We start from the raw sequence: 21784 nt of genomic DNA on the forward strand, positions 1-21784 counted from the left end.
CAGCGGCCGGGCGTCGTGTCGGCAGACGTCGCTTTGGCGATCGGCAGGCAGCGGAGACGGCAGGCAGGTGGTCATGGGGCGCTTGCTGTACCGGCCGGGTGGCCGGGAAATAATATTGCGAACCGTGCGCCGCGATCCTGACCTGCGGCGCGCTCTGGCAACCGCTGGAAGTCTCTGCGGGTCCTCATCGGCATTGCCAATCTGGGATGCAGTGTATATTCTGGCCGACAAAATTGGATTTCATTAATGACGCAGGGAAACCCTGAATTACGAAATCGGATTGTGCAAAAACTTGCTTAGGGGAAACAAAAGTGCAAGCCATTGAGCTGGACCGTACGGATCGGCGCCTGCTGGGCGTTTTGCAGGAGCAAGGCAGGGCTTCCAACCTGGAACTGGCCGAAGCGATTGCGCTGTCGCCGGCACAGACTTTGCGACGCCACCGCCGCCTGGAGGAGAGCGGCATCATCAAGCGCTACGAGGCGCGGCTCGATGCCGCGGCGCTCGGCCTTGGCGTGGTGGCCTTTATCCACGTGACCATGGAACGCGGCCATATCCGCGACCTGTCGAACTTCAAGAGCCTGGTGGCGGAACTCGCGCAGATCCAGGAGTGCTTCTCTGTGACGGGCGATATCGACTACGTGCTGAAGGTCGTCGCCAAGGACCTGAAGTCGCTGTCGGACTTCCTGCTCGACACGCTGATGCGCATTCCGGGCGTGAGCGGCGTGAAGTCAAGCGTGTGCCTGGACGAGATCAAGTGCACCAGCGCCGTGCCGCTCGATATGTAAGGCGGGGCTATTGCCGGTACTGGAATACACTCGGAAGCAATGCCCCTACGTGGCCCCCGGCCGCCGCCCAAGATGTCAAAGCCCCACATCCTGACCTACATCGATGCCGGCGCGTCCGACTGGACCGCCTGCCTGATGCGCACCATCGGGCAGCAACTGCAGTCCGGCACATATGAGATGCGTGCGGTCATGGCATCGGATATCCGGCATGACCCGACGCTGTTCGACGACGCGGTCATGTTCGTCATGCCCGGCGGCGCCGACCTGCCATACTGCGCGAAACTCAATGGCGCGCCCAATGCGCGCATCCGGCGTTTTGTCGAAGAGGGCGGCGTCTACCTGGGGATCTGTGCGGGCGCCTACTACGCGTGCCGGGAGCTGGCGTTCCACGCCGGCACGCGCGGTGCGATCTGCGGTTCGCGCGAGCTGAGCTTCGTCGACGCTGTCGCGGTGGGCTCGCTGCCCGAACTGACCGGCGGGCGGCTCTATGACGGGACGCCGCGCACGGCCGCGGCGGTCGAATTGCGTACCACGGGCCAACTGGCGGGTGCGCCGATCTCGGCCTACACGCATTACCACGGCGGCTGCCGCTTCGATTTCGGTAAGGCGCCCGGTGCCGGTACGGAAGTACTGGCCGTCTACGCGGATATCGAAGACGCGCCGCCAGCCATCGTCAGTTCGCGTGTCGGCCGGGGCCGCGCGATCCTGACCGGTGTTCACCTCGAAATCTCCGAGCAGGAATTCGAGGAGGTGCTGCGCGGGCACAGCGACATGGAGCAGCATATGCACGTGTGCCGGAAGCTGGCCGAGACGGGCGATGCGCGGCTGGAAGTGTTTCGGCAAGTGCTGGCGCATGGCGGACTGACGCTGGCATAGCGCTTCCGCCATGCAGGGGGCGGCCACAACGTGCCTATGCCACGGTGGCGTATTCGAGAGTCTTCGGCGTCTTGACGATCACTTCCGGCCTCTCTCCGACGATGACGGTGTCATCGAGCCGGAATCCACCTAGCCCGTAGACATACAGCCCCGGTTCCGATGAGTAGACTTCGCCCGCCAGCAGCGGCCGGGTATTGAAGGCCATGTCCTCGGGATACTCGTGCAGCATCAGCCCGACCGCGTGGCCGGTCCGGTGGAAGACATACTGCCCGCAGCCGGCGGCTTCGATCACGGCCTGCGCCGCGGCGTCCATGTCGCACACGCGCTTGCCAACAACTGCAGCGGCCACCGCAGCGTCGGTCGCTTGTGCCGCGACCTGGTAAAGCCGCGACTGCTCGCTGTCGGGCCGGCCGCAGAACCATGTACGTTCGTTCTCGACATGGAGGCCATTGAGGCGCGGCAGGATCAGGTTGACGATGGTATCGCCGCGCGCAATGCGCGACCCGCAGGCGGCACCGTCGCCGTGCGGCGAGGCTGACGCGGCGCCCGCCAGCGTCCAGCATTTCAGGATGTCGAAGTCCTCGCCGGGGAAGCGGTTCGCTGCTTCTTCCACCATCAGCGCGGCCATCGCGTGATCGAGTTCCTGCACGAGCCGGCCGGGGCGGATGTTTTCGCGGTAGCGGTCCTGCACCCAGTCGGTCAGCGACGCGAGGTCGCGCATGACCTGATGCTCCTCGGCATGCTTGACCCAGCGCAGGCTACGCATTTCCGCAAGCGACGGGCGCAAGGTCAGTTCGGGCAGGTAGCGCTGCGCGCCGACCAGAATCGGGTGCTGCGTGTCGACCGCGATGCGCGACATGCCCAGCCCCTTGGCGCTGAGCAGCGCGGCGACGACCTCGGGCAGTTGCGCGGGCAACGGCAGCCGATTCGACACGCGCGGGTGCTCGGCGTAGAACGTGACGTCGGTCATCCACACAGTGTCCTTGCTGGTGGCGAAGCGCAGGTGGTTCGTCGACAGCTCGTTCATGACCGCGAAGGTTTCGCCGTTGCGCGGCACGATAACGAATACAGGCCGCTCCCACGGCCAGACATCGAGCTGGTAATTAGTCGCGTACTGGAAGAAGTCGGGCGTGCCGAAGACCAGCGCATCGACGCTCAGGCGGTCCATCAGCCGGTGCATGGCCGACAGGCGATAGTCGTGTACTGCCTTGCTAAGGTGTGCCATATCAATCTCGATACTCAGAGGGAAATGTTCAGGCGCCGGATGATCGGGCCCCAGGCGTCGGCATCGCGCTTCATGTAGCGCTCGACTTCGGTCGGCGGCCCCTTGATCGGGTCAAGGAACTGGTAGCCGAGCTTTTCGCGGAAGCCGGGATCGTCGAGGACCTGGTTGATATCGGCATTGACCTTCTGGACCACGCTCGCTGGCGTGCCCGCGCGCGCCACGATGGCGTACCAGCCGGGCACCTGCACGTCATAGCCGAGTTCCTTGAAGGTGGGCACCGTTGGGAGTGCCGGCAAACGCTTGTCGCCGGTCACGGCCAGCGGGACCAGCTTCTTGCTCGCGAAGAAGGGCTGCACGCCGGCAATCACGTTCATCATCACCGGCGTCTGCCCGCTCATCAGGCTCGTGGAACCGCCGGTGCCGTTGAACGGCACATGCTGCATGCGGATGCCGGTGCGCTCGGCCACCAGTTCCATGGCCAGATGCGTAGAGTTGCCGATGCCGCCCGACGCAAAGCTGATCTCGCCCGGACGCGCCTTCGCCATGCGCACGAAGTCCTGGAACGTGCTCACGTTCAGCGACGGGGCCGCAACGAACACGAACGGCGAATTGGCAAGCATTGCGACACCGGTGAGGTCGCGGGTCGGGTTATACGGCAGCTTGGGATAGAGGAACGGGTTGAAGGCCAGGTTGGAGACACCGGCAAAGAACAGCGTATGCCCGTCCGCCGGCTGTCCCAGCACGTAGCCGATTGCCAGAGTGCCGTTGGCGCCCGGCTTGTTCTCGACGACGACAGGCTGCTTCCACGCCTGCGCGAGCTTTTCCGCGAGGGCACGGGCCAGCACGTCATTGCCGGTGCCGCCGGCTTGCGGCACCACGAGCCGCACGGGTTTGGAGGGAAAAGTCTGCGCCTGCACGATACCCGGCAGCGTCATCGCTACCGCAGTACCAGCCGCCCAGGCAAGTAGTTGTCGCCGGTCCATATTCCACCTTGATTCATTGCGAGAGACACCCTGACAACCAGGGTGTAGGACGCAATGTACCATGTGGTACATCGGTGGGCGGAATCGGGGTTTACGAGCAGAACATCAGTAAAAAGGAGGCTTAGACGGAGGGTTTGCCGGAGGCGGGACTCAGCGCCATCTTGCCGGCGAAATATTTCAGGGCCGCCGTAGTGCCTTCGCGATCACCGGTAGTGACAAGATCGAGCAACAACCCCCGCATCATGGCGACCTCAACACGCGCTCTCAGGCGTGCCTCGGCCTCATCCAGTCCCATGCTTTCCCGGAAGCGCTCGGCGAGCATTGTGGCCCAGCTTCCGATCACGTCGTCGAGAAAGCCGCTGAAGCGTTCGCGGTCATGGATTGCCTTGCCGTAGATCTCGAACAGCAGTTGCATGATCGGCAGGTAGGCAGGCGCCGAGTAGCGTTCCCACGCGGCTTCCATCGCGGCTTGCGGATCCATGCCATCGACGATTACGCGTTGCCGCGCATCCTGTTCCGCATGGCGGATTCGGTGCAGCAGCGCCTGCCAGAAGCCATCGGCGGAGCCGAAGTAGTAGATGAGCATCCGGTGGCTGGTGCCGAGCGCATCGGCCATGTTCCGGAGAGACAGGTCGCCGAGGCCATTGGCAAGGACTTCGGCGGTGGCGGCATCGAGCAATTGCAGCGCTTGCTCGCTGGTGGACCGGTCAATGGTGGCTTTGGGTGTTGGCATGGCAGGCGGGCAATCATGCCCTGGCACGAAAGCGGGCAGGGCGGCAGCCCGGAATTCTACGTGATCGAATCCCGACGCCGCACCCGCAGACTTTCACCCTGCCAGTTCGGTGTGCAGCGCCAGATACTCCTGCGACAGCTTGTGGCGCGGATCCAGGTGGATCATCGGCGTGGCATGCTGGTGCGATTCGCGGATCTTCACAGACGACGACAGCCGCGATGCGAGCACCGGCAGCCCTTCGCTGACCAGTTCCTCAACGAGCTTGACAGGCAGGCTCGCGCGCGGCTGGAACTGGTTGATCACAATGCCTTCGACCTGCAGCGCTTCGTTGTGGTCCTGCTGGATTTCCTTCACGTTGTCGAGCAGCGTATAGAGCGCGCGGCGCGAGAAGTCGTCGCAGTCGAACGGAATCAAGCAGCGCTCCACCGCGATCAGCGCGGAACGCGTGTAGAAGTTCAGCGCCGGCGGCGTGTCGATGTAGATCGCGTCATAGACCGATTCCAGTTCGATCAGCGCGTCGCGCAGCTTGTAGATCTTGTAGCGCGATTCCAGCTTGCTATGCAGGGAGTCCAGGTCAGGGTGCGCCGGCATCACATCGAGATTCTCGAACGGCGTCGTGTGGATGAACTCGCTCAGGTCCACCGGCTTGAAGCTGTAGGTCAGCGACGACTCGAAGAAATGCGCCGCCGTCGGCGTGGCTTCGGCTGCCTGCGCGCCCATCAGGTACTGGGTCGAATTGCCTTGCGCGTCCAGATCGACGACAAGCGTGCGCAACCCTTCGCTGGCGCTGATCGCCGCGAGATTGCATACGATGGTCGACTTGCCCACGCCACCCTTCTGATTGAACACGACGCGCCGCATTTGCCCCTCTGGAGAAGATCGTTTCGGAGGCGAAAGCATACCTTAACAAGGTAGGGTGCGGGGGCAGCGGGACGGGGCTGTGGTTCGCACTTGCGCAGGCTGGCGATCACTGGTACTCGAGTGGACAGTTATCAAGGACGCCGGGACCGGCTAGCGGAGCGGTCACGCGTCAGTCTCCCGGATTTCGAATGCATTCAGCAATGCTCTTACCTTGGGTGGTACAAGCCTTCGGGCCGGAGTCAGCGCATATACCCTGAGCGGAGACGAAAGAAGTGCAGGGAACAACCGCACCAGTTCTCCTCGCTTGACCTGATCTTCGATGTATGCCGGCATCAGCCGTACGACGCCAAGACCTTCGATGGCGGTGCGCACGCGAATCTCAACATTCGGCGTCCGGATGGCCGGGCATACGGCTACCCGCCCGACTTCCCGCCCGTTTTCAAACAGATCCCAATAAGTATCGTCACCGTCCACGATCATGGGCCACGACCCGATATCGGGGAGTTGCCGCGGGAGCCCGCGCCTGGCAATCATCTCCGGCGCTGCGTAGAAAGCGCGTTCCATTGCCACAACGTGTTTGCTGACCAGCGAACTGTCGGGCAGTCTTGCATCGGTCTTGACGAACGCAATGTCGTATCGGTGCTCCAGCAGGTCGGGAATCCTCCGCGTATCGTCAATCTCGACCTTCAAATCCGGATGCGCCCTGAGCAGCTTCACCAGTGCCGGCGCCAGATGAATCCTGCCTGTTTCATACGGCGCTGCCAGTCGTAGCGTGCCTGATACCTGCTGCCGTGTTGACCGCGCATCGTTATCCGCTTCCCGAAGTTCATTCAGCAAAGGCGTGATCCGGTCATATAGCGTCTGACCCAGATCCGTTACGCGAATCTTGCGCGTGGTCCGGTCAAGCAGCCGATTGCCCAGCCGGGCTTCCAGGCGGGCCAGCGACAGGCTGATCGACGACTTCGGAACGCCGCTACGGTCACTCGCGGCAGTAAAGCCCCCGGCCTCGACGACCCGGCAGAAATTGTCCCAGTCGCCCCAGTCCACGATCTCATCAGGTTTCTTGTGCAGCATGGCCCCGTGCGGCACAGAGGGCCGCTCTAACTCCGACACATCCCGGAGGCATCACCCTCCGGTATTCCATGAATCCTATGAAGCGTCGCGCCTTTTCTGAAGGGGAACCAGTGCATGGATTGGGCCATTTTATTCGTGAATCTTGCCAAGGTTGCCGCGGGAAATCCTCCGCCTTGCCGAGTCCGTCGATTGGCCCGTATCTCGCAAACATTGGCCAGAGACTGGCCCATTTGCGTCGACCTGCGCGCGCTCGCTTCACTACCATTTGGATCAGCGATGCACGGTTGTGATGCATTGCATCGCGATCGAACTTGCGCGTGCCATCCCGTCAGGAAGGCATCGGATCGACGCCGTCGATTCCGATTCCCATCCCCCGTGCGCGCATCCGTGTCCGCTCAAGGAACTTCAGGAGAGCAACATTGAATACGCCAGATAAAGGAGGCCGCAGCTGGATCTGGGCGCTCCTGTTTGCCCCCTACATCGGCCTCTTGTGGCTGCCGTTTTATAACAGCGCTCAACCGGAATGGCTGGGCTTTCCATTCTTCTACTGGTATCAGTTCCTCTGGGTGCCGATTACCTCCTTGTTGCTGTACGTCGTCTATCGGAGGATGAAATGAGCGAGACACCCGCAGTCAATAGCGTGGCAATGGCGGTGTTCATTGCTTTCTTCGTCCTCGTCACAGTGCTGGGATTCGTCGCGGCGCGGTGGAAGCGGGGGGATTTGTCACAGCTTCATGAATGGGGACTTGGCGGCCGGCAATTCGGCACGGTGATCTCATGGTTCCTTGTAGGCGGGGACTTCTATACGGCCTATACCGTCATCGCGGTCCCTGCGCTGGTCTATTCGGTGGGCGCGTACGGCTTCTTCGCGATGCCCTATACGATCATCGTCTATCCGTTCGTGTTTGCAGTCATGCCCAGGCTGTGGGAGGTGTGCCATCGCAAGAACCACATCACGGCTGCCGACTATGTGCAGGGCGAGATCGGAGGACGATGGCTTCCGGCGGCAGTAGCGATCACCGGGATCATCGCCACGCTGCCTTATATCGCGCTGCAGCTGATTGGCATGCAAGTGGTGATCAAGGGGCTGGGCGTCGATGGCGAACTGCCGCTGATCGTTGCCTTCGCCATTCTCGCCGTGTACACCTATTCGAGCGGGCTTCGTGCGCCCGCGATGATTGCCTTCGTGAAGGACATCATGATCTATATCGTGGTCATTGCCGCGATCTCGGTCATTCCCAGCAAGCTTGGCGGCTACGGTGCGTTGTTCCATGCTGCCGACACCTACTTCAACGCCAAGGGCGGCGCCACCGGCATCATCCTCAAGCCATCGCAATTCACGGCGTACGCGACGCTGGCACTCGGGTCGGCGCTGGCGGGGTTCATGTATCCCCACACCATGACGGGGATACTGTCTTCGGGTTCCGCAAACACTGTGCGCAAGAATGCCATCGCGCTGCCGGCGTACACATTGTTGCTGGGCCTGATTGCCGTGCTCGGCTATATGGCGATTGCCGCCGGCGTGCATGTGTCATCCGCTTCGGATGTGGTGCCGGTGCTGTTCCTCAAGTTGTTTCCGTCCTGGTTCGTGGGTTTTTGCGCAGCCGCGATCGCCATCAGTGCGCTCGTGCCGGCGGCAATCATGTCGATCGGCGCGGCAAACCTGTTCACGCGCAATCTGTACAAGCCGCTGGTCGCGCCGAATGTGAGCCCCGAAAAAGAGGCTAAGAGTGCCAAGCTGTTTTCGCTGGTCGTGAAGTTCGGCGCATTGCTCTTCATCATCGTGCTGCCCACACAATACGCGATCGACCTGCAACTGCTCGGTGGCGTCTGGATTCTTCAGATCTTTCCAGCGGTGGTGTTCACGCTATACACACGACGCCTGACCGCGACCGGGCTGCTTGCCGGCTGGTTTGTCGGCATCGTCACCGGAACGGGACTCGCCATTTCCCTGGGCCTGAAGCCGGTGTATGCGCTGCATATTGGCGATGGTGTGTATCCGACCTACGTTGGCGTGATTGCGCTGCTGGTCAACATCGTCGTGTCGGTAGCCGTGTCGGCGCTGACACAAGCGCGTCGTGTTGCAGGCGAAGTTGGCACTGTTACGACGAGGTAGAGCATTTGCTTATGAGTCTGGATTGAAGTGAAGGCATGCCTTGGGCAGCGCCGTTCTGTTTCCTGTGGAACAGGGCTCAGGCAACCGGCGCTGCTCTTTTCGAGTTTTTCTGCGGTGTTTCGATAAAACGAAGTGGGGTTTGATGAAGAAGGTCTTTGCGGTACTGGCAGCATCCTTTGCCGCCAACGTCGTCTATGCCGAGTCCGGCGTGGCGCTCTATGGGCTGGCGGACGCGGGTGTCGAGTACGTCGACAATACCGGGCGTAACGGCAGTGGTCTCTTGCGGGTGACATCGGGAAATCTCTCAGGCTCGCGCTGGGGCCTGCGCGGCGTTGAGGACCTCGGCGGCGGGCTGAGAGCTGTACTCCAGCTGGAAAGTGGCTTTGATATCGATACCGGAAACTCCGGACAGAGCGGGCGCCTGTTCGGCCGTGACGCGCATGTGGGCCTGGAAAGCCGGTATGGCGCGGTGCATCTTGGGCGACAGCAGACATCCATGCGCGAGTTCGGCATTGTCTACGATCCCAATGTCATCGCCGACCGCTATGGCATGCTTTCGATTGCTCCTGAGTTCGGCGCGCGCGCCGACAATGCCATCAAGTATGTGGGCGCATTCGGAGGGCTGACCGCCCAGGCCTTCTATGCTTTCCAATCCAATGGCACCGAGGTGGCGGGCAGCAACGTCTACGGCCGTGATTTCGGCGCGTTCGTGAACTATGCCATCGGACCTTTCTCGGTTGGCGTGGCCTATGATGACGCCCATGTCGGCACGCCGGCAAACCAGGCGCCACTCATCAGGCGCGCTTCCGTGGCTGGCACCTATGCCGCTGGCGCCGCCAGGTTGTATGCGGGATATCGCCTGGCAAAGGCGTACGGCGGTGCGGCACTGCCTGGCGCGCAGACGGCCAACGCCGGCTCGAACTTGTATTGGCTGGGCATCGTGTACAAGCTGACGCCCGCCTTTTCGCTGACCGGTACCGCTTACTACCAGGACTTCCGGAAGACCGGATCGGACCCGTGGCAGTTCGCGCTGAATGGGGACTATTCGCTGTCCAAACGCACAGACCTGTACGTGTCGATGTCCTACGCGCTCAACAAGGAAAACTCGCAACTGGGCGTCAATGGCTTTAACAGTGGCACCGGCGCGAACGCGGTCTTCAATGTGCAACCAGGCAAGGACCAGTTCGGTGCGGTGATGGGTATTCGTCACCGGTTCTGACGTGCCTCGCCCCGACAGCGGGGCGTGTCCACGGCCAGTGCTTTCTGGGGAGTGGCTGACGGACGGGCAGGTGGCAAGTTCCTGCGGGTTCCGTTCTGTTCCACTTCCAATGGTCCGCGCAGGCGGCTAGAACATATCGGCGGCAGGGAGATGCGGCGCCCCATGTTCCGCCCCTTCCGGCCCGGATCGTGAAGGGATGAATGGTCCGGTGATCATGCTTGCGTAACTCTGGCCGGGTCCCACCATCGGGAATACGTCAGCGTTCTCGTCAACCATCACCTCCAGCAGGGCAGGGCCATCGAACTCGACGAAGGCCCTGAGCGCCGCCTCGACCTTGTCGGCGTCTTCCACGCGGCACGCAAACTCGAAGCCATCCGCCTGCGCCGCGAGGACAAAATCCTTGCGGTGGAGTGCCTTGTCGCTAACACAAAAGCGCCCCTCGAAGTACAGTCGCTGCCACTGCCGGATCATCCCGTCACCGCGATTGTTGAGCAGAAGAACCTTGACGGGTACCCCGTACGTCGTCGCGGTCTCCAGTTCCCCGAGGTTCATGCGGATGCTGCCGTCGCCGTCGATATCGATGACCAGCGCGTCGGGCCGCGCCAGTTGCGCGCCGATTGCCGCGGGCAGTCCGAAGCCCATGGTCCCCATGCTGCCGGATGTCAGGAAGCTTCTGGGTTCGCTGAACCGGAAGTACTGTGCCGCCCACATCTGGTGCTGGCCAACCCCAGTGCTGACAATCGCGCGCCCTCCGGTGATCTGGCCGAGCACCTCCACGACAGACTGTGGCTGGATCGCGGGACTGGTCCGGTCGTAATTCATGCGGTAAATCCGCTTCAGTTCGGCGACGTGATCGAGCCAGTCCGAATGCGACCGCTCGATCGGGCCATGTTCCGCCAGCGACGCCAACGCGCGCCTGGCATCGCCGACATGGCTCCAGTGCGCCCGCTTGATCTTGTTGATCTCCGCTTCATCGATGTCGATATGCGCAACGTATCGCGCACCGGGAGCAAACGCGTCGGGTCGTCCACCGGCAACCCGATCATCAAATCGGGCACCGACAGCAATCAGGAAGTCGCAATCCTCAACGGCATAGTTCGCACACGCGGCACCGTGCATGCCAAGCATGCCAAGATACAGTTCGTGATCCGCGGGCATTGCACCGAGTCCCATGAGCGTCGTCACGATGGGGATGCCATAGCGCTCGCTGAACTGACGCAATTCGGCCGTGGCACCGGCCGCTATGACGCCACCACCGACATACAGCAGTGGCCGCCTGCTTTGTCCGAGAAGATCGAAGAAGCGGGCGCGCTTCTTTTCGTCCAGGCGAGCGCCGTGCGCCACCTTGCGAAGACGTTCAGAGTAGCCGCGGAACTGCAAGGTGCCGGAACCGTGAAAGGTACCGGTCCAGTTCTGGACATCCTTCGGCACATCGACGACCACGGGACCGGGGCGCCCCGTGCGGGCAATCTCGAATGCCGTCCGCAGGGTGTGCTCGAGCTTTTCAGGATCCGTCACGAGGAAGACCTGCTTGGCGCAGGCGGACATGATGTTGAAGACGGGGGCTTCCTGAAAGGCATCGCTACCGATGGCTGCGCGCGGCACCTGGCCACATATCAGCACCACCGGGACGGAATCGCCATTGCAGTCGGCAATTGGCGTGACCGCATTCGTCGCGCCGGGCCCGGATGTCACCATGAACACGCCGACTTTCCCGCTGGCACGCGCATAACCGGCGGCCATGAAGCCGGCAGCCTGCTCGTTGGCGGGAACAACGAGCCTGATCTGGCGCGCGGGATCTTCCGCGTGCATGGCATTGAAGCGGAAAACGGCGTCATACGTCGGCAGGATGGCGCCTCCGCTATAGCCAAATACGGTATCGACGCCCTGTTCGCTAAGGACGCGCAGGATGATATCGGCGCCCGACAAGCGCTCGCGCGATGGCGCAGGCGTCAGGGGAAGTGAGGGGGCAAGTTCTGGATTTCGGGTCACGGCCGGATCGCATGGAAATTGGTGCTGGCAACATCAGCAGCCAGGATTTAACGGACAATTTCCCTTCCAACTCGAGAACAGCTTATGTTCGGCACCAGCTCGTGGACCATGGCTTCGACGGGTTCTCCGTACCTGCGCCTGCCCACCTGGCACGTTCCTGGTGTGCGCCTGGAAGAATTGTGAGGGTGACGTGCGTCATTGTGGCAACGACGGCGGCGCCGCGCTGGCCGAAGAAGTTCAGTTACTGGCCAAAAGTGACCGGATCCAGGCCATATGGGGACACGCCGGTCCCCGCCTCTTGCCAGCGAGTACGCCACTCGCGCACCACCACTCCGGGTCTGAATATCCAGCTATTCATGTCTTTTAACCCGGCGGAAAAAGACTATTGCATGCAGAGGTGGTTAAGAAGGATTTCAAACATCTGCTGGCAAGATTATCGAATAAGTTGGCCAGATACGGACTCGCTTCCTCCGCAAGAAAATCATTCCATCTCGTACATTGAATGCACCAACACCAGCGCGCTGCAATGCGCCGGAGAGGCGCAACGGAATGCAGGCGCACCCGCTGCGTCGTATCGTCCAGCCAACGAATTGAAGGAGTCGGCCGTGTTCTCTGCAATGCTTGAAGTCAATCCCATCCCCGAGCAATTCGATGCCTATCTTGGCATGGCGAAAATGCTCAGGCCCGAACTTGAGAAGATCGAAGGGTTTATCGACAACGAGCGCTATGAAAGCCTGACGCGTCCAGGATGGCTGCTCTCGCTGTCGAATTGGCGTGACGAAAAGTCGTTGATCCGCTGGCGTACCACAACCAAGCACCACAAGGTCCAGCAGGCGGCCCGTGACCGGATCTTTGCCGACTACCGCCTGCGCATCGGAGAGGTCGACACCGACACCCATCTGCCCATCGGCGAGCCCTTGCATCAGCAGCGTCTGGACGTGACCGAAGCAGGTGAAGGCAAGGCTGTGACACTGCTCGATGCCGATCGGTCGCGCTACTGGCTCAACGGGGCGAGCGCGGAGGCCGTTGCAAAATCGCTTGGGCTGGATGCGCAAGCGCGCGGGCTGCTTGCCTGGGATGTGTTCAAGGCACTGTTGTCACCCGAAGAAGTGATTGTCGTGCTGACGTGGCGCGACGAGGCCGCGGCCCTGGCGTTCGGGAAGAACGCCAGGCTGCCAGGCGACGTGCGTCTGAGGAGCATCCGCATCGTGCGGGAGTACGGCATGTTCGACCGACGCGAAGCGCCCCAATACTTCGAAGAGGTGCCACGCAAAGCTTGAAGTCGCCCACCGCTTCTTCCAGAGATTGCCGGCGTGACCCGCCGCAGAAAGTGGAATCTCCGGAGCCAAGACCCATCAAGTCGTCAGGGGACATTTATGACCACAGCGAATCCTTCAACCACTGCAACGGATGTGCCGCCCGTCGAGCAACAGACGCGCCCGGTCTCCGTGCAGGAGGAGGGGATCCCTTCGCATCCAAAGCCCGCGGGTGCCGCACTGTCGCTGCGCCTGGCGACCGGCCTGATCGGCGTCTTGCTCGCATCGTTGCTGGCCATCCTCAATGAGCAGGTGACCGCGCTGGCTTTGGCCGATGTACAGGGCGTGTTCTCGATCGGCCGTGACGACGGGACGTGGCTCACGACGCTGTTCGAAGCGGCCAATGTCGCAACGATGGTATTTGCACCCTGGTTCGGCATTACCTTTACGCTGAAGCGATTCACGATCGGCGCCGTGCTGGCCACGATGCTGCTTGGCGTTCTTTGCCCGTTTGCGCCGAGCCTCCAGGCGCTCTACCTGCTTCGCGTCCTGCAGGGTGTCGCGGGCGGCTGCCTGCCACCGATGCTGATCATCGTGGCATTGCGCTATCTTCCCCCGAAGATCAAGCTGTATGGACTCGCCGGCTACGCGTTGACTGCGACCTTCGGCCCCGCAGTCGGTACGCCACTTGCCGCGTTGTGGACGGAGTACGTCAGCTGGGAGATGGTCTTCTGGCAGATCGTGCCACTCGGTATTGCGAGCTGTGTGGCCGTCCGGTGGGGCCTGCCGGATGATCCGTACAAGCTTGAGCGGCTCAGTGCATTCAACTGGACCGGGTTGCTGACCGGATTCCCCGCAGTCGCCATGCTCGTAACCGGCCTCCTGCAGGGGGACCGTCTCGACTGGCTGAGCTCCGAGTTCATCCGCGTGATGTTCGGCGGCGGCGTAGTCCTTCTCATTGTGTTTCTCTTCAACGAGTGGTTTCACCCGCTTCCCTTCTTCAAGCTTCAGTTGCTCGCCCGCAGGAACTTCGCGCATGGGCTCATGACGCTGGCGGGTGCCGTGATCCTGCTGGTCGGCGTGGCAGCCATTCCCGGCCAATACCTCGCCAGGGTTCACGCATACAGGCCGCTGCAAACGGCACCGCTGTCGTTACTGCTTGCGCTTCCGCTGTTGATCACACTGCCGCTGACGGCGGCCGTGCTGAACCTTCGGCGCGTGGATTCCCGGTGGGTGATGACGGCTGGGCTGCTGCTCATGATTGCCACGTGCGCGCTGGGAAGTCTTATGACTTCCGAATGGATACGCGTCAATTTCTACTGGCTTCAGGCGCTGCAGATCATGGCCCAGCCAATGGTGATCCTGTCGATCCTGATGGGCGTCACCACGGGATTGCCTCCCACGGAGGGCCCGTTCGCCTCGGCCATGTTCAACTCGCTCAAGACGTTTTCTGCTGCCGTGGCAACGGCCCTGATCGAGGGGCTGGGTACCGGTCGCGAACGCTTTCATTCGAACATGCTGGTGGACCAGCTTGGCAACAATGCCGTCGTGGCAGGCCGGGGCGTCGATTCGGTGCACACCCTGGCTCAGCTCGCCCATCGTGTCCACGAGCAAGCGCTCGTACTGACCTCGGCCGATCTGTACCGCGTGATGGCCTGCGTTGCCATTGCCTTGCTGTTTCTCGTTCCGATATTGCCCGTGCGCATCTATCCGCCCTGGAGCACTACGCCACCCTCTTCACACTAAGGGAAGATCATCATGTCATCCGCTACCCGCCCGCCAATCAGGAATATCCGCCTTGCAGCGATCATCATCGCGGTCGGCATCGTTGCGTGGGCCTGCGCAACCCTCGTTCCAGGCTCAAGTGCGCAGTCCACCAATGATGCCTATGTAACGGCAGACTTCACGCTCGTAGCCCCACGTATCGCTGGCCAGATTTCCGAGGTGCTTGTGGATGACAACCAATGGGTCAAGGCCGGGCAGGTCCTGGTCCGTATCGATGACCGCGACTTCAGGGCGGCGCTGCAAAGTGCGCAGGCAGACGTTCTGGCGGCCAAAGCCATGGTGGCGAACTATGACGCGGAGATCGCCCGGCATCCGTCCCTGGTCGAGCAGGCACGGGCGAAGCTCCGGTCCGACGAAGCATCGGTCGAGTTTGCCCGCGCCAACGCGTCGCGCTACCGGAATCTTTCGGAAGCCGGAGCCGGCACCGAGCAGGAGCAGCAACGTGCGTCCAGTACGCTTGCCGAGCAGGTAGCGCAGCAGTCCCGCGACCGCGCCGCGCTGAGCACCACCGAACAGAACCTCATGGTCCTGAACACGCAGCGCGACAAGGCCGCGGGAGCCCTGGCGCGTGCCGAAGCCGCACTGGAACAGGCAAGGCTCAATCTGTCGTATGCGGAAATCCACGCGCCGGTGGATGGCAAGATCGGCAGGCGTTCGGCGCGTGTCGGTGCATACGTGACGGCAGGCGCTTCGGTCCTTGCCATCGTGCCGGTGTCGGACGCGTACGTGGTGGCCAATTTCCAGGAGAACCAGATTGCCGGCATGCGGCCGGGACAGAGCGCGCGCATCAAGGTTGACAGCCTGCCTGGCGTCGAGATCCAGGGCCATATCCACAGCCTGGCGCCCGCTACGGGAGTGAGCTTCGCGCCCATTGCCCCGGATAACGCCACGGGCAACTTCACCAAGATCGTCCAACGCGTGCCGGTCAAGATCACCATCGATCGCGGGCAGAAGGCCGCATCCGGATTGAGCGTGGGTCTTTCGGTAGAGGTGGACGTCGCCATTGCCCGTCGTGAAGATGTGCTGCCCCAGGGAGGTAACAGAGGATGAACGCCGCCGATTTCTCCATGCGGGCCTCGATCCTGGCGATACTGGCCTGTCTTGCACTGGCGGGGTGTGCCGTGGGGCCCGATTTCGATCGCCCGACGCCTTCTGCGCCAGATGTCTTCCATCGCATCCAGTCCGCCCAGGCAAGCAGCAAGGCTGTTGACGCGGAGTTCAACGTGGAGTGGTGGACGCTGCTGAACGATCCCCTGCTGAACAATCTCGAGAGCCGGCTGGTCGACGCGAATCTCGACGTGGCCGCGGCATCGGCGCGTTTGCGGCAAAGCCGCTCGACCCAACAGGTTGTCGGCGCGGCCCAGCTTCCGCGGCTTGACGGCGCCGCATCCTATTATCGCGAGCGCGGGAGTCCGAACGGCATTGTCTCGCTGTTGGGGGTCAGCCCAACGGGGAGCCCGCCGCAACCGGCGTCGGGTTCGTCGCCGCTCGGGGTTGCGCCGGTGCCAGGATCGAGCGGTTCCCCGCCCTTTGACCTGTACCAGTTTGGCTTCGATGCGTCCTGGGAAATCGACATCTGGGGCCGGGTGCGGCGCAGTGTCGAAGCTGCCGGCGCATTGACGGAAGCTTCGTTCGAGGACAGGAACGCCATCCTCTTGTCTGCCCGCGCCGAACTTGCACGGGACTATGTGGAACTTCGCGACCTCCAGTCGCTGCTGGAAATCACGAAGCAGAACCTTGAGATTGCTCGTGACACCGCCAGGCTGACGCAGGTCCGTGCACGCGAGGGCGTGACAACGGATCTCGATGTAGCCAATGCCGCAGCCCAGGTGGCGTCGATCGAAAGCCTGATGCCGACGCTGGAAGCGCGGCTCGAAGCTGCCATCAACGCCATCGGCTTGCTGCTGGCCGAGGAGCCTGGCGCGTTGCGGCAGGAACTTGCGGAACGGCGTGAAGTGCCAGAGCTGCCGGAGCGCGTGCCGGTCGGCTTCCCGTCGGAGATCGTGCAGCGCAGGCCTGACATCAGGCGAGCCGAGGCGCAGTTGCACGCGGCCACGGCATCGATCGGGATGGCCAAGGCCGACTTCTATCCGCGGATTTCGCTGAACGGAAGCGCCGGATTCCAGAGTCTGCAGCTTTCCAGCCTTGCCGACTGGGCCTCGCGCCAGTTTGTGGTCGGGCCGTCGATCACGTTTCCGATCTTCGAGGGCGGTCGACTCAAGGGAACGCTGCATCTGCGCGAGGCCCAGCAACAGGAGGCCGCTATCGCGTACAAGCGCACCGTGCTCGACGCATGGCGCGAGGTTGACGACGCGCTGGTCGCCTACGATGCCGAGCAGCGGCGGCGCGACCGGCTCGTGACGGTCGTGAGCGAGAACCAGCGTGCTCTCGCGATTGCGCAGCGGCGGTACAAGGCCGGAGCAGTCGATTATCTCGACGTGCTGAACGTGCAGAGACAGCTCCTGCGGTCGCAAAGCAATCTCGAGCAAAGCCGCGCAACGGCGGCCACGAACCTCATAACCCTGTGCAAGGTCCTCGGCGGAGGCTGGGAATCTGCGTACGCCAGGACCCCGACTGCGAACTGAGCGCGCGAGTGGCCAGAAACACGCAGAATCTGGCCACAATCCTGATCAAGTCGTTGGATCGGCACGCGATGTCCAAACCTATACTTGCCCGGGCAGTGCATGGCAACAGGTCCATGGCATGGACATTCGCTGAGGAAAATCGATGCATACCTTCCCATCACCCTCTGAACAGACGATTGAGAAAAACGAAATATCGGTGAAGAACCTTCCTGTGAACCTGTTTGCTTCGGTCATGGGAATTTCCGGGCTTGCCCTTGCATGGAGACAGACGGCAAGCCAGTTTGGCGTGAGTCCGATCATTTCCGATGTGATCAGCGTGGTGGCGGTGATCGCATTCCTGGTATTGACAGTCTCGTACGCTGCAAAGATCGCAAAACATCCCGATGCGGTAGTGAAGGAATTTTGCCACCCGATCGCTGGCAATTTCTTCGGGACGGTGCCGATCGCAATCCTTCTGATTTCTTCTCTTATCGGTCCATCGAATGAAGCCATCGCGGAAGTCGTCTGGACGGTGGGAGCGGTTGCGACGATTGCCCTCGCTTTCACAATCTTCAGTCGGCTTGTTCGTGGAAAGATCGATTCGGGACACGCCTTGCCTGCGTGGTTGATTCCGGGGGTGGCGACACTTGACATCGCCGTGGCGGGTGGAAGCATGCGCATGCCGTGGGCCCGGGAACTGAACATCGTTTCCCTTGGCATCGGAACCGTTCTTGCGCTGGTGCTGTTCACCATGATCATCTCGCGGCTGATTCATCATGAAAAGCTCGCGAGTCACATGATTCCGTCGCTGATGATTCTCATCGCGCCGTTCGAAGTGGGGTTCCTGGCCTATACGAACTTCACGCAAAGCATCGATGTGTTTGCGGCGATCCTGTTCTATTTCGGGCTGTTTCTGTTCTTTACCCTGTTTCTCAAGGTATTCCGTCGGAGCATTCCGTTTTCCGCTGGCTGGTGGGGGGTGAGTTTTCCGATCGCTGCACTGACCAATGCGACGTTGAGGTATGCGGATACGGTGCGCCTGTGGCCGATTACGGTGTTGTCCGTCGTTCTGCTTGCCTTTGTGTCCGGGGTGATCGTGATGCTTTCTGTCCGGACGTTGCGTGTCGTCTTCAACGGCGAGCTGCTGTCCGGGCGGTGACTGGCATCCGTGGCGTTATTGGTGCGAGCTGGTCTGACGCATCCCGTCAGCACCAGCCCGCGACGGTCGACGCAGGCTCAATGTGCCGCAGCGGCAAGCGCATGCGACGCCGGGCGTCGGTGATCCTCGCGTCGTGGCTGGTGTGGCAGCGAAGCAGGCTGGCCGTGGCCGTGGTAGTGCGCCATATTCTCGGACTGGCCCTCGGTTTCCTGAAGGCGCTGCCGATATTCCTTCGGTGTGATATCAAGGCGCCGCGAGAAGATCATCCGCATATGTGTCGAGCTATGGAATCCACTCCTGAACGCGATGGTCTTGAGCGGCACATCGGTCTGCTCGAGCAGCTTCTTTGCAAAATCCACGCGCACCTGCTCCACGAAGACGGAAGGCGAGACCTTGGCGTGTTTGGCGAAGACGCGGCTGAATGTCCGGCGGCTCACGCCAACGGCATCGGCCAGTTCCTCGATGGAGAAGGCGTCCGCAATGTGATCGTCCACGTACCGCCGGGCCTTGCTGACGATGGAGTCCTCTTCGGGTCCCACGGCAAGGTACGGGCTGTACTGGGACTGCCCTCCGTCGCGGCGAATATAGACGATCAGCCGCTTCGCGACTTTTACCGCCAGGGCGTGACCAAAGTCTTCAGCAAGCAACGCGAGGCAGAGGTCGATGCCGGCGGTGACGCCGCCGCACGTGAACAGGCTGCCGTCGCGGACAAAGATCTTGTCCGGCCGCACGAACGCACGAGGGAAATGGTCCTGGAGCCGCTTGGTCTCGGACCAGTGCGTCGTGACTTCCCGCCCATCGAGGAGCCCGGCATGAGCAAGCAGGAATACCCCGTTGCACACGGCACCGAATCTTTGCGCTTTCAGCGACTTGTCATGAAGCCAGGTCAAGAACTCCGGGTCCGGCTCCATCCCGGGAGCGCGCGGCCCGCCCGCAACCAGCAGAAGATCGCAATCGTCGTGGTAGTTGCGATAGTCAACAGGCACGCTGATCTGCATACCGTTTGAACACATCACGCTGGTGGGGCGAACACCGACCAGTGTGACTTCGTAGCGCTTATGGGCAGGCAGCAGGTGGTTGGCTTCCGCAAATACGTCCATCGGGCCGGCCACGTCCAGCGCCTGAACCCCATCAAACACGACAAGAGCAATTTTCATCTTCATTTACGTCACATTGGCAGCAGCCACTTGTGTTGCGTAGTGGTACGGGCAATCAAATCCCCATCGTGCAGCCCGGCGAAAAGATGCCGAACTGCGGTCGATGCATGCGGTAAAGTCTATGCGAAGGAAAGCAGGGAAGAAGCCGCCTCGCCCGAACGATGGTACTTGTTTCCGCTCTGGAAGATTACCGGGCGATATTGCAAGTCATTCTTCCGGAAAACGAGAGTATGGAGAGAGAACTCTCTCTCCGATTCTATTTTTGGCTTTCGGGGGATCGGGGTGCAGCAGGCGTGATTGTTGCGGCGCGTCAGGGACGGCTGGTGATGAGCGGCGGAATGACCATCAGATCCATCCGTTGACTGGCGCGGATATCCGCGCCATCCGTGATACGCCGGGTGGCGGCGTCAAGCGAACTGAAGCGATTTCGGCTTCTCAGTTTCGGCCGGCGCTACGCCAACCGCTCCTTCGACAAAGGCCATGCCTTGATCGGTGACATCGATGACAGCCTGGTCCGAGATGACCCTGTAGGAGACGCCGTCGCCCCGGCTGCTCGTCAGGAGATCGGTGATGTCCTTGATGCTGCGAACGCCTCCAAGCAGCAGTACGACGTGCTTTGCGCCGCATCCGATTGCCCACCTGGCAATGTCGATACCGTTTCCATGTGCGCCGCTTGCGTCGAGGATCGCCAGATCCATGGACAGGCTGGTCATTTCCGCGAAGGAGTCCGTGGAATGGTAGATCTCCCTGGGTCTGGCTTCGGTGCATTGTCCCTGGCTGCCGGCAATGAATCCTGCATCCATGAAATCGTCAGTTGGATAGTGCATGAATCCAGGAATGCCGTCGTGGACATGCAGCCAGACTTCAGTTTCGGCCGGAATCCGACTGGCCACCGCCGCGGGCAGGCCCGGGCCCAGATAGACAAAATCCCCATCGTTGATCTGCGTCGTCGCGCGCTCAACCATCTCGTTGGTGGTCCATACCATCCCGCTTACCTCCTGTTCATTTCAGGCTATCGACTTCCGCACACTGTGGGGACTCCCCGTAGCGGATCTGACTTTCCACGGACGCACGGAACTCGCCATACGCGTCGACAAGACCGGCGAGACTGAACGCCCGATTTCGCCCGCTCGGGTTGGGCAACACCCAGACCCTTGCGCCGCCCATGCGCCGCCGCTGCGGGCCCCACGGGACAACACGCTGGCTCGTCATGGCCGCATAGGCAGCCTTGCCGAGGAACGCAACGCAGGCAGGATGGAAGCGCTCCAGCTTGATGATCAGGCGCACCGATGCATCGACATATTCGTTGTGGGAGAGTGCGGCCGCGCTGGCAGTTGGCCGGCTTACCGCAGTTGTCAGACCGTATCCGTATGACAGCAATTGCCGGTCGTCCACGGGTTCGAGCTCCCGGTCGGTGATGCCTGCGAGATGAATCACGCGCCAGAACCGGTTGCCGTGTCCTGCGAAGTGATGGCCGCTCGCCGCAGCCCGCAGCCCGGGATTGAGTCCGCAGAACACTGCCGAGAGCCCCGGCTTCATGATGTCCGGCAACGGGCCGGACGGTCCATGCGTTGGCGCTAGCTGTGGATGCTTCATTCCTGTTGTCCTTGGCGCTCGCCCGGCACAACCAGTAACCGGACAGGTCTTGCTGCCTGCGGCATCGACCAGATGCATGCAGCGGTGTTCCGACTATAGGGAAGATGCGCGATCCGGTGCGTCGCAGATGGGTCGGAAACTGGCCATAGTTTGTCGATTGCGGGCCAACGGCGCTTTCTGCCGCGTCCGCACAAGCGTATGTGCTGCCGAACGGAACCTGGCCGTTATGCGGAAAGGGCCGGGGCTCCGGGCACGATGGCCCAAAACAGACAGGACTTGTCCTCAGACAGGAACAGGCCGGCCGCCGGTGAAAGTCCGCTGTACATAGACTGAATCTACGAGCGAAGGACAGGCATGTACGCGGTGGATGGGCCGGGGACGTGGTTGCCGTCTCACGCGATCT

The 21784-nt window shown here is 61.7% G+C and carries 19 protein-coding genes; 10 read left to right on the forward strand and 9 right to left on the reverse strand.

The annotated features are described in order from the left end of the window. The first annotated feature begins 311 nt into the window (after window positions 1-311). Both ACIGJG_RS26790 and ACIGJG_RS26795 read left to right on the forward strand, forming a co-directional pair. Complete coding sequence (locus ACIGJG_RS26790; protein WP_220630241.1) at window positions 312-785, forward strand: Lrp/AsnC family transcriptional regulator; 474 nt, start codon at window positions 312-314, stop codon at window positions 783-785. Window positions 786-857: 72 nt separating this feature from the next. After that, entirely contained in the window at window positions 858-1661 is an 804-nt protein-coding gene (locus ACIGJG_RS26795; RefSeq protein WP_140950629.1) for a BPL-N domain-containing protein, read from the forward strand. A 34-nt stretch (window positions 1662-1695) separates the two neighbouring features. Here the strand turns inward: ACIGJG_RS26795 and ACIGJG_RS26800 are convergent, their stop codons facing one another. The 5 genes from ACIGJG_RS26800 to ACIGJG_RS26820 all read right to left on the reverse strand — a co-directional run bounded on the left by ACIGJG_RS26800 (window position 1696) and on the right by ACIGJG_RS26820 (window position 6537). Beyond that, a complete protein-coding gene (locus ACIGJG_RS26800) occupies window positions 1696-2886 on the reverse strand; it encodes a M24 family metallopeptidase (protein ID WP_140950628.1) in 1191 nt (396 codons plus the stop codon). Between the two features lie 14 nt (window positions 2887-2900). After that, complete coding sequence (locus tag ACIGJG_RS26805) at window positions 2901-3869, reverse strand: Bug family tripartite tricarboxylate transporter substrate binding protein (RefSeq protein ID WP_011300613.1); 969 nt, start codon at window positions 3867-3869, stop codon at window positions 2901-2903. Window positions 3870-3990: 121 nt separating this feature from the next. After that, window positions 3991-4602, reverse strand: a complete 612-nt coding sequence (locus ACIGJG_RS26810; protein ID WP_011300612.1) for a TetR/AcrR family transcriptional regulator — start codon at window positions 4600-4602, stop codon at window positions 3991-3993. Window positions 4603-4695: 93 nt separating this feature from the next. Beyond that, window positions 4696-5463 carry a ParA family protein gene (locus ACIGJG_RS26815; RefSeq protein ID WP_011300611.1) on the reverse strand — a complete coding sequence of 256 codons (768 nt, stop codon included), beginning with the start codon at window positions 5461-5463 and terminating at the stop codon, window positions 4696-4698. A 162-nt stretch (window positions 5464-5625) separates the two neighbouring features. Then, window positions 5626-6537 carry a LysR family transcriptional regulator gene (locus ACIGJG_RS26820; protein WP_483673348.1) on the reverse strand — a complete coding sequence of 304 codons (912 nt, stop codon included), beginning with the start codon at window positions 6535-6537 and terminating at the stop codon, window positions 5626-5628. A gap of 419 nt (window positions 6538-6956) precedes the next feature. On the opposite strand from ACIGJG_RS26820, the gene ACIGJG_RS26825 reads away from it, so the two are divergent. The 3 genes from ACIGJG_RS26825 to ACIGJG_RS26835 all read left to right on the forward strand — a co-directional run bounded on the left by ACIGJG_RS26825 (window position 6957) and on the right by ACIGJG_RS26835 (window position 9872). Then, complete coding sequence (locus ACIGJG_RS26825; RefSeq protein ID WP_041680228.1) at window positions 6957-7154, forward strand: DUF3311 domain-containing protein; 198 nt, start codon at window positions 6957-6959, stop codon at window positions 7152-7154. Further along, window positions 7151-8653, forward strand: coding sequence for a monocarboxylate uptake permease MctP (mctP, locus tag ACIGJG_RS26830; protein WP_011300608.1), 1503 nt, complete (start codon window positions 7151-7153; stop codon window positions 8651-8653). The genes ACIGJG_RS26825 and mctP overlap by 4 nt, the downstream gene beginning before the upstream one ends. A gap of 142 nt (window positions 8654-8795) precedes the next feature. Beyond that, window positions 8796-9872 carry a porin gene (locus tag ACIGJG_RS26835; RefSeq protein WP_483674046.1) on the forward strand — a complete coding sequence of 359 codons (1077 nt, stop codon included), beginning with the start codon at window positions 8796-8798 and terminating at the stop codon, window positions 9870-9872. A 126-nt stretch (window positions 9873-9998) separates the two neighbouring features. Here ACIGJG_RS26835 and ilvB read toward each other — a convergent pair whose 3' ends face one another. Further along, window positions 9999-11864: a biosynthetic-type acetolactate synthase large subunit gene (gene ilvB, locus ACIGJG_RS26840; protein WP_483673349.1), complete on the reverse strand. Its 1866-nt coding sequence runs from the start codon at window positions 11862-11864 to the stop codon at window positions 9999-10001. Between the two features lie 605 nt (window positions 11865-12469). On the opposite strand from ilvB, the gene ACIGJG_RS26845 reads away from it, so the two are divergent. The 5 genes from ACIGJG_RS26845 (at window position 12470) to ACIGJG_RS26865 (ending at window position 18628) form a co-directional block, all read left to right on the forward strand. Further along, a complete protein-coding gene (locus tag ACIGJG_RS26845; protein ID WP_483674047.1) occupies window positions 12470-13144 on the forward strand; it encodes an antibiotic biosynthesis monooxygenase family protein in 675 nt (224 codons plus the stop codon). 96 nt (window positions 13145-13240) lie between these two features. Further along, window positions 13241-14866, forward strand: coding sequence for an MFS transporter (locus ACIGJG_RS26850; RefSeq protein WP_483673350.1), 1626 nt, complete (start codon window positions 13241-13243; stop codon window positions 14864-14866). 12 nt (window positions 14867-14878) lie between these two features. Next, window positions 14879-15955, forward strand: coding sequence for an HlyD family secretion protein (locus ACIGJG_RS26855; RefSeq protein WP_483673351.1), 1077 nt, complete (start codon window positions 14879-14881; stop codon window positions 15953-15955). After that, window positions 15952-17490, forward strand: a complete 1539-nt coding sequence (locus tag ACIGJG_RS26860) for an efflux transporter outer membrane subunit (RefSeq protein WP_483673352.1) — start codon at window positions 15952-15954, stop codon at window positions 17488-17490. Before ACIGJG_RS26855 ends, ACIGJG_RS26860 begins: the two co-directional genes overlap by 4 nt. A gap of 142 nt (window positions 17491-17632) precedes the next feature. Then, window positions 17633-18628, forward strand: a complete 996-nt coding sequence (locus tag ACIGJG_RS26865) for an SLAC1 anion channel family protein (protein WP_011300601.1) — start codon at window positions 17633-17635, stop codon at window positions 18626-18628. A 77-nt stretch (window positions 18629-18705) separates the two neighbouring features. Here ACIGJG_RS26865 and ACIGJG_RS26870 read toward each other — a convergent pair whose 3' ends face one another. The 3 genes from ACIGJG_RS26870 to mug all read right to left on the reverse strand — a co-directional run bounded on the left by ACIGJG_RS26870 (window position 18706) and on the right by mug (window position 21459). After that, window positions 18706-19785 (reverse strand): GlxA family transcriptional regulator, encoded by a 1080-nt coding sequence (locus ACIGJG_RS26870; RefSeq protein ID WP_245001858.1) that lies wholly within the window; start codon window positions 19783-19785, stop codon window positions 18706-18708. Window positions 19786-20192: 407 nt separating this feature from the next. Continuing rightward, the gene (locus ACIGJG_RS26875; RefSeq protein ID WP_011300599.1) at window positions 20193-20771 is read right to left on the reverse strand and encodes a 3-oxoacid CoA-transferase subunit B; all 579 of its coding nucleotides are present in this window, start codon (window positions 20769-20771) and stop codon (window positions 20193-20195) included. A 16-nt stretch (window positions 20772-20787) separates the two neighbouring features. Next, entirely contained in the window at window positions 20788-21459 is a 672-nt protein-coding gene (gene mug / locus ACIGJG_RS26880) for a G/U mismatch-specific DNA glycosylase (protein WP_308813416.1), read from the reverse strand. Window positions 21460-21784: the final 325 nt, after the last annotated feature.

The sequence above is a fragment of the Cupriavidus sp. C1SS-2L genome, from assembly GCF_057073735.1.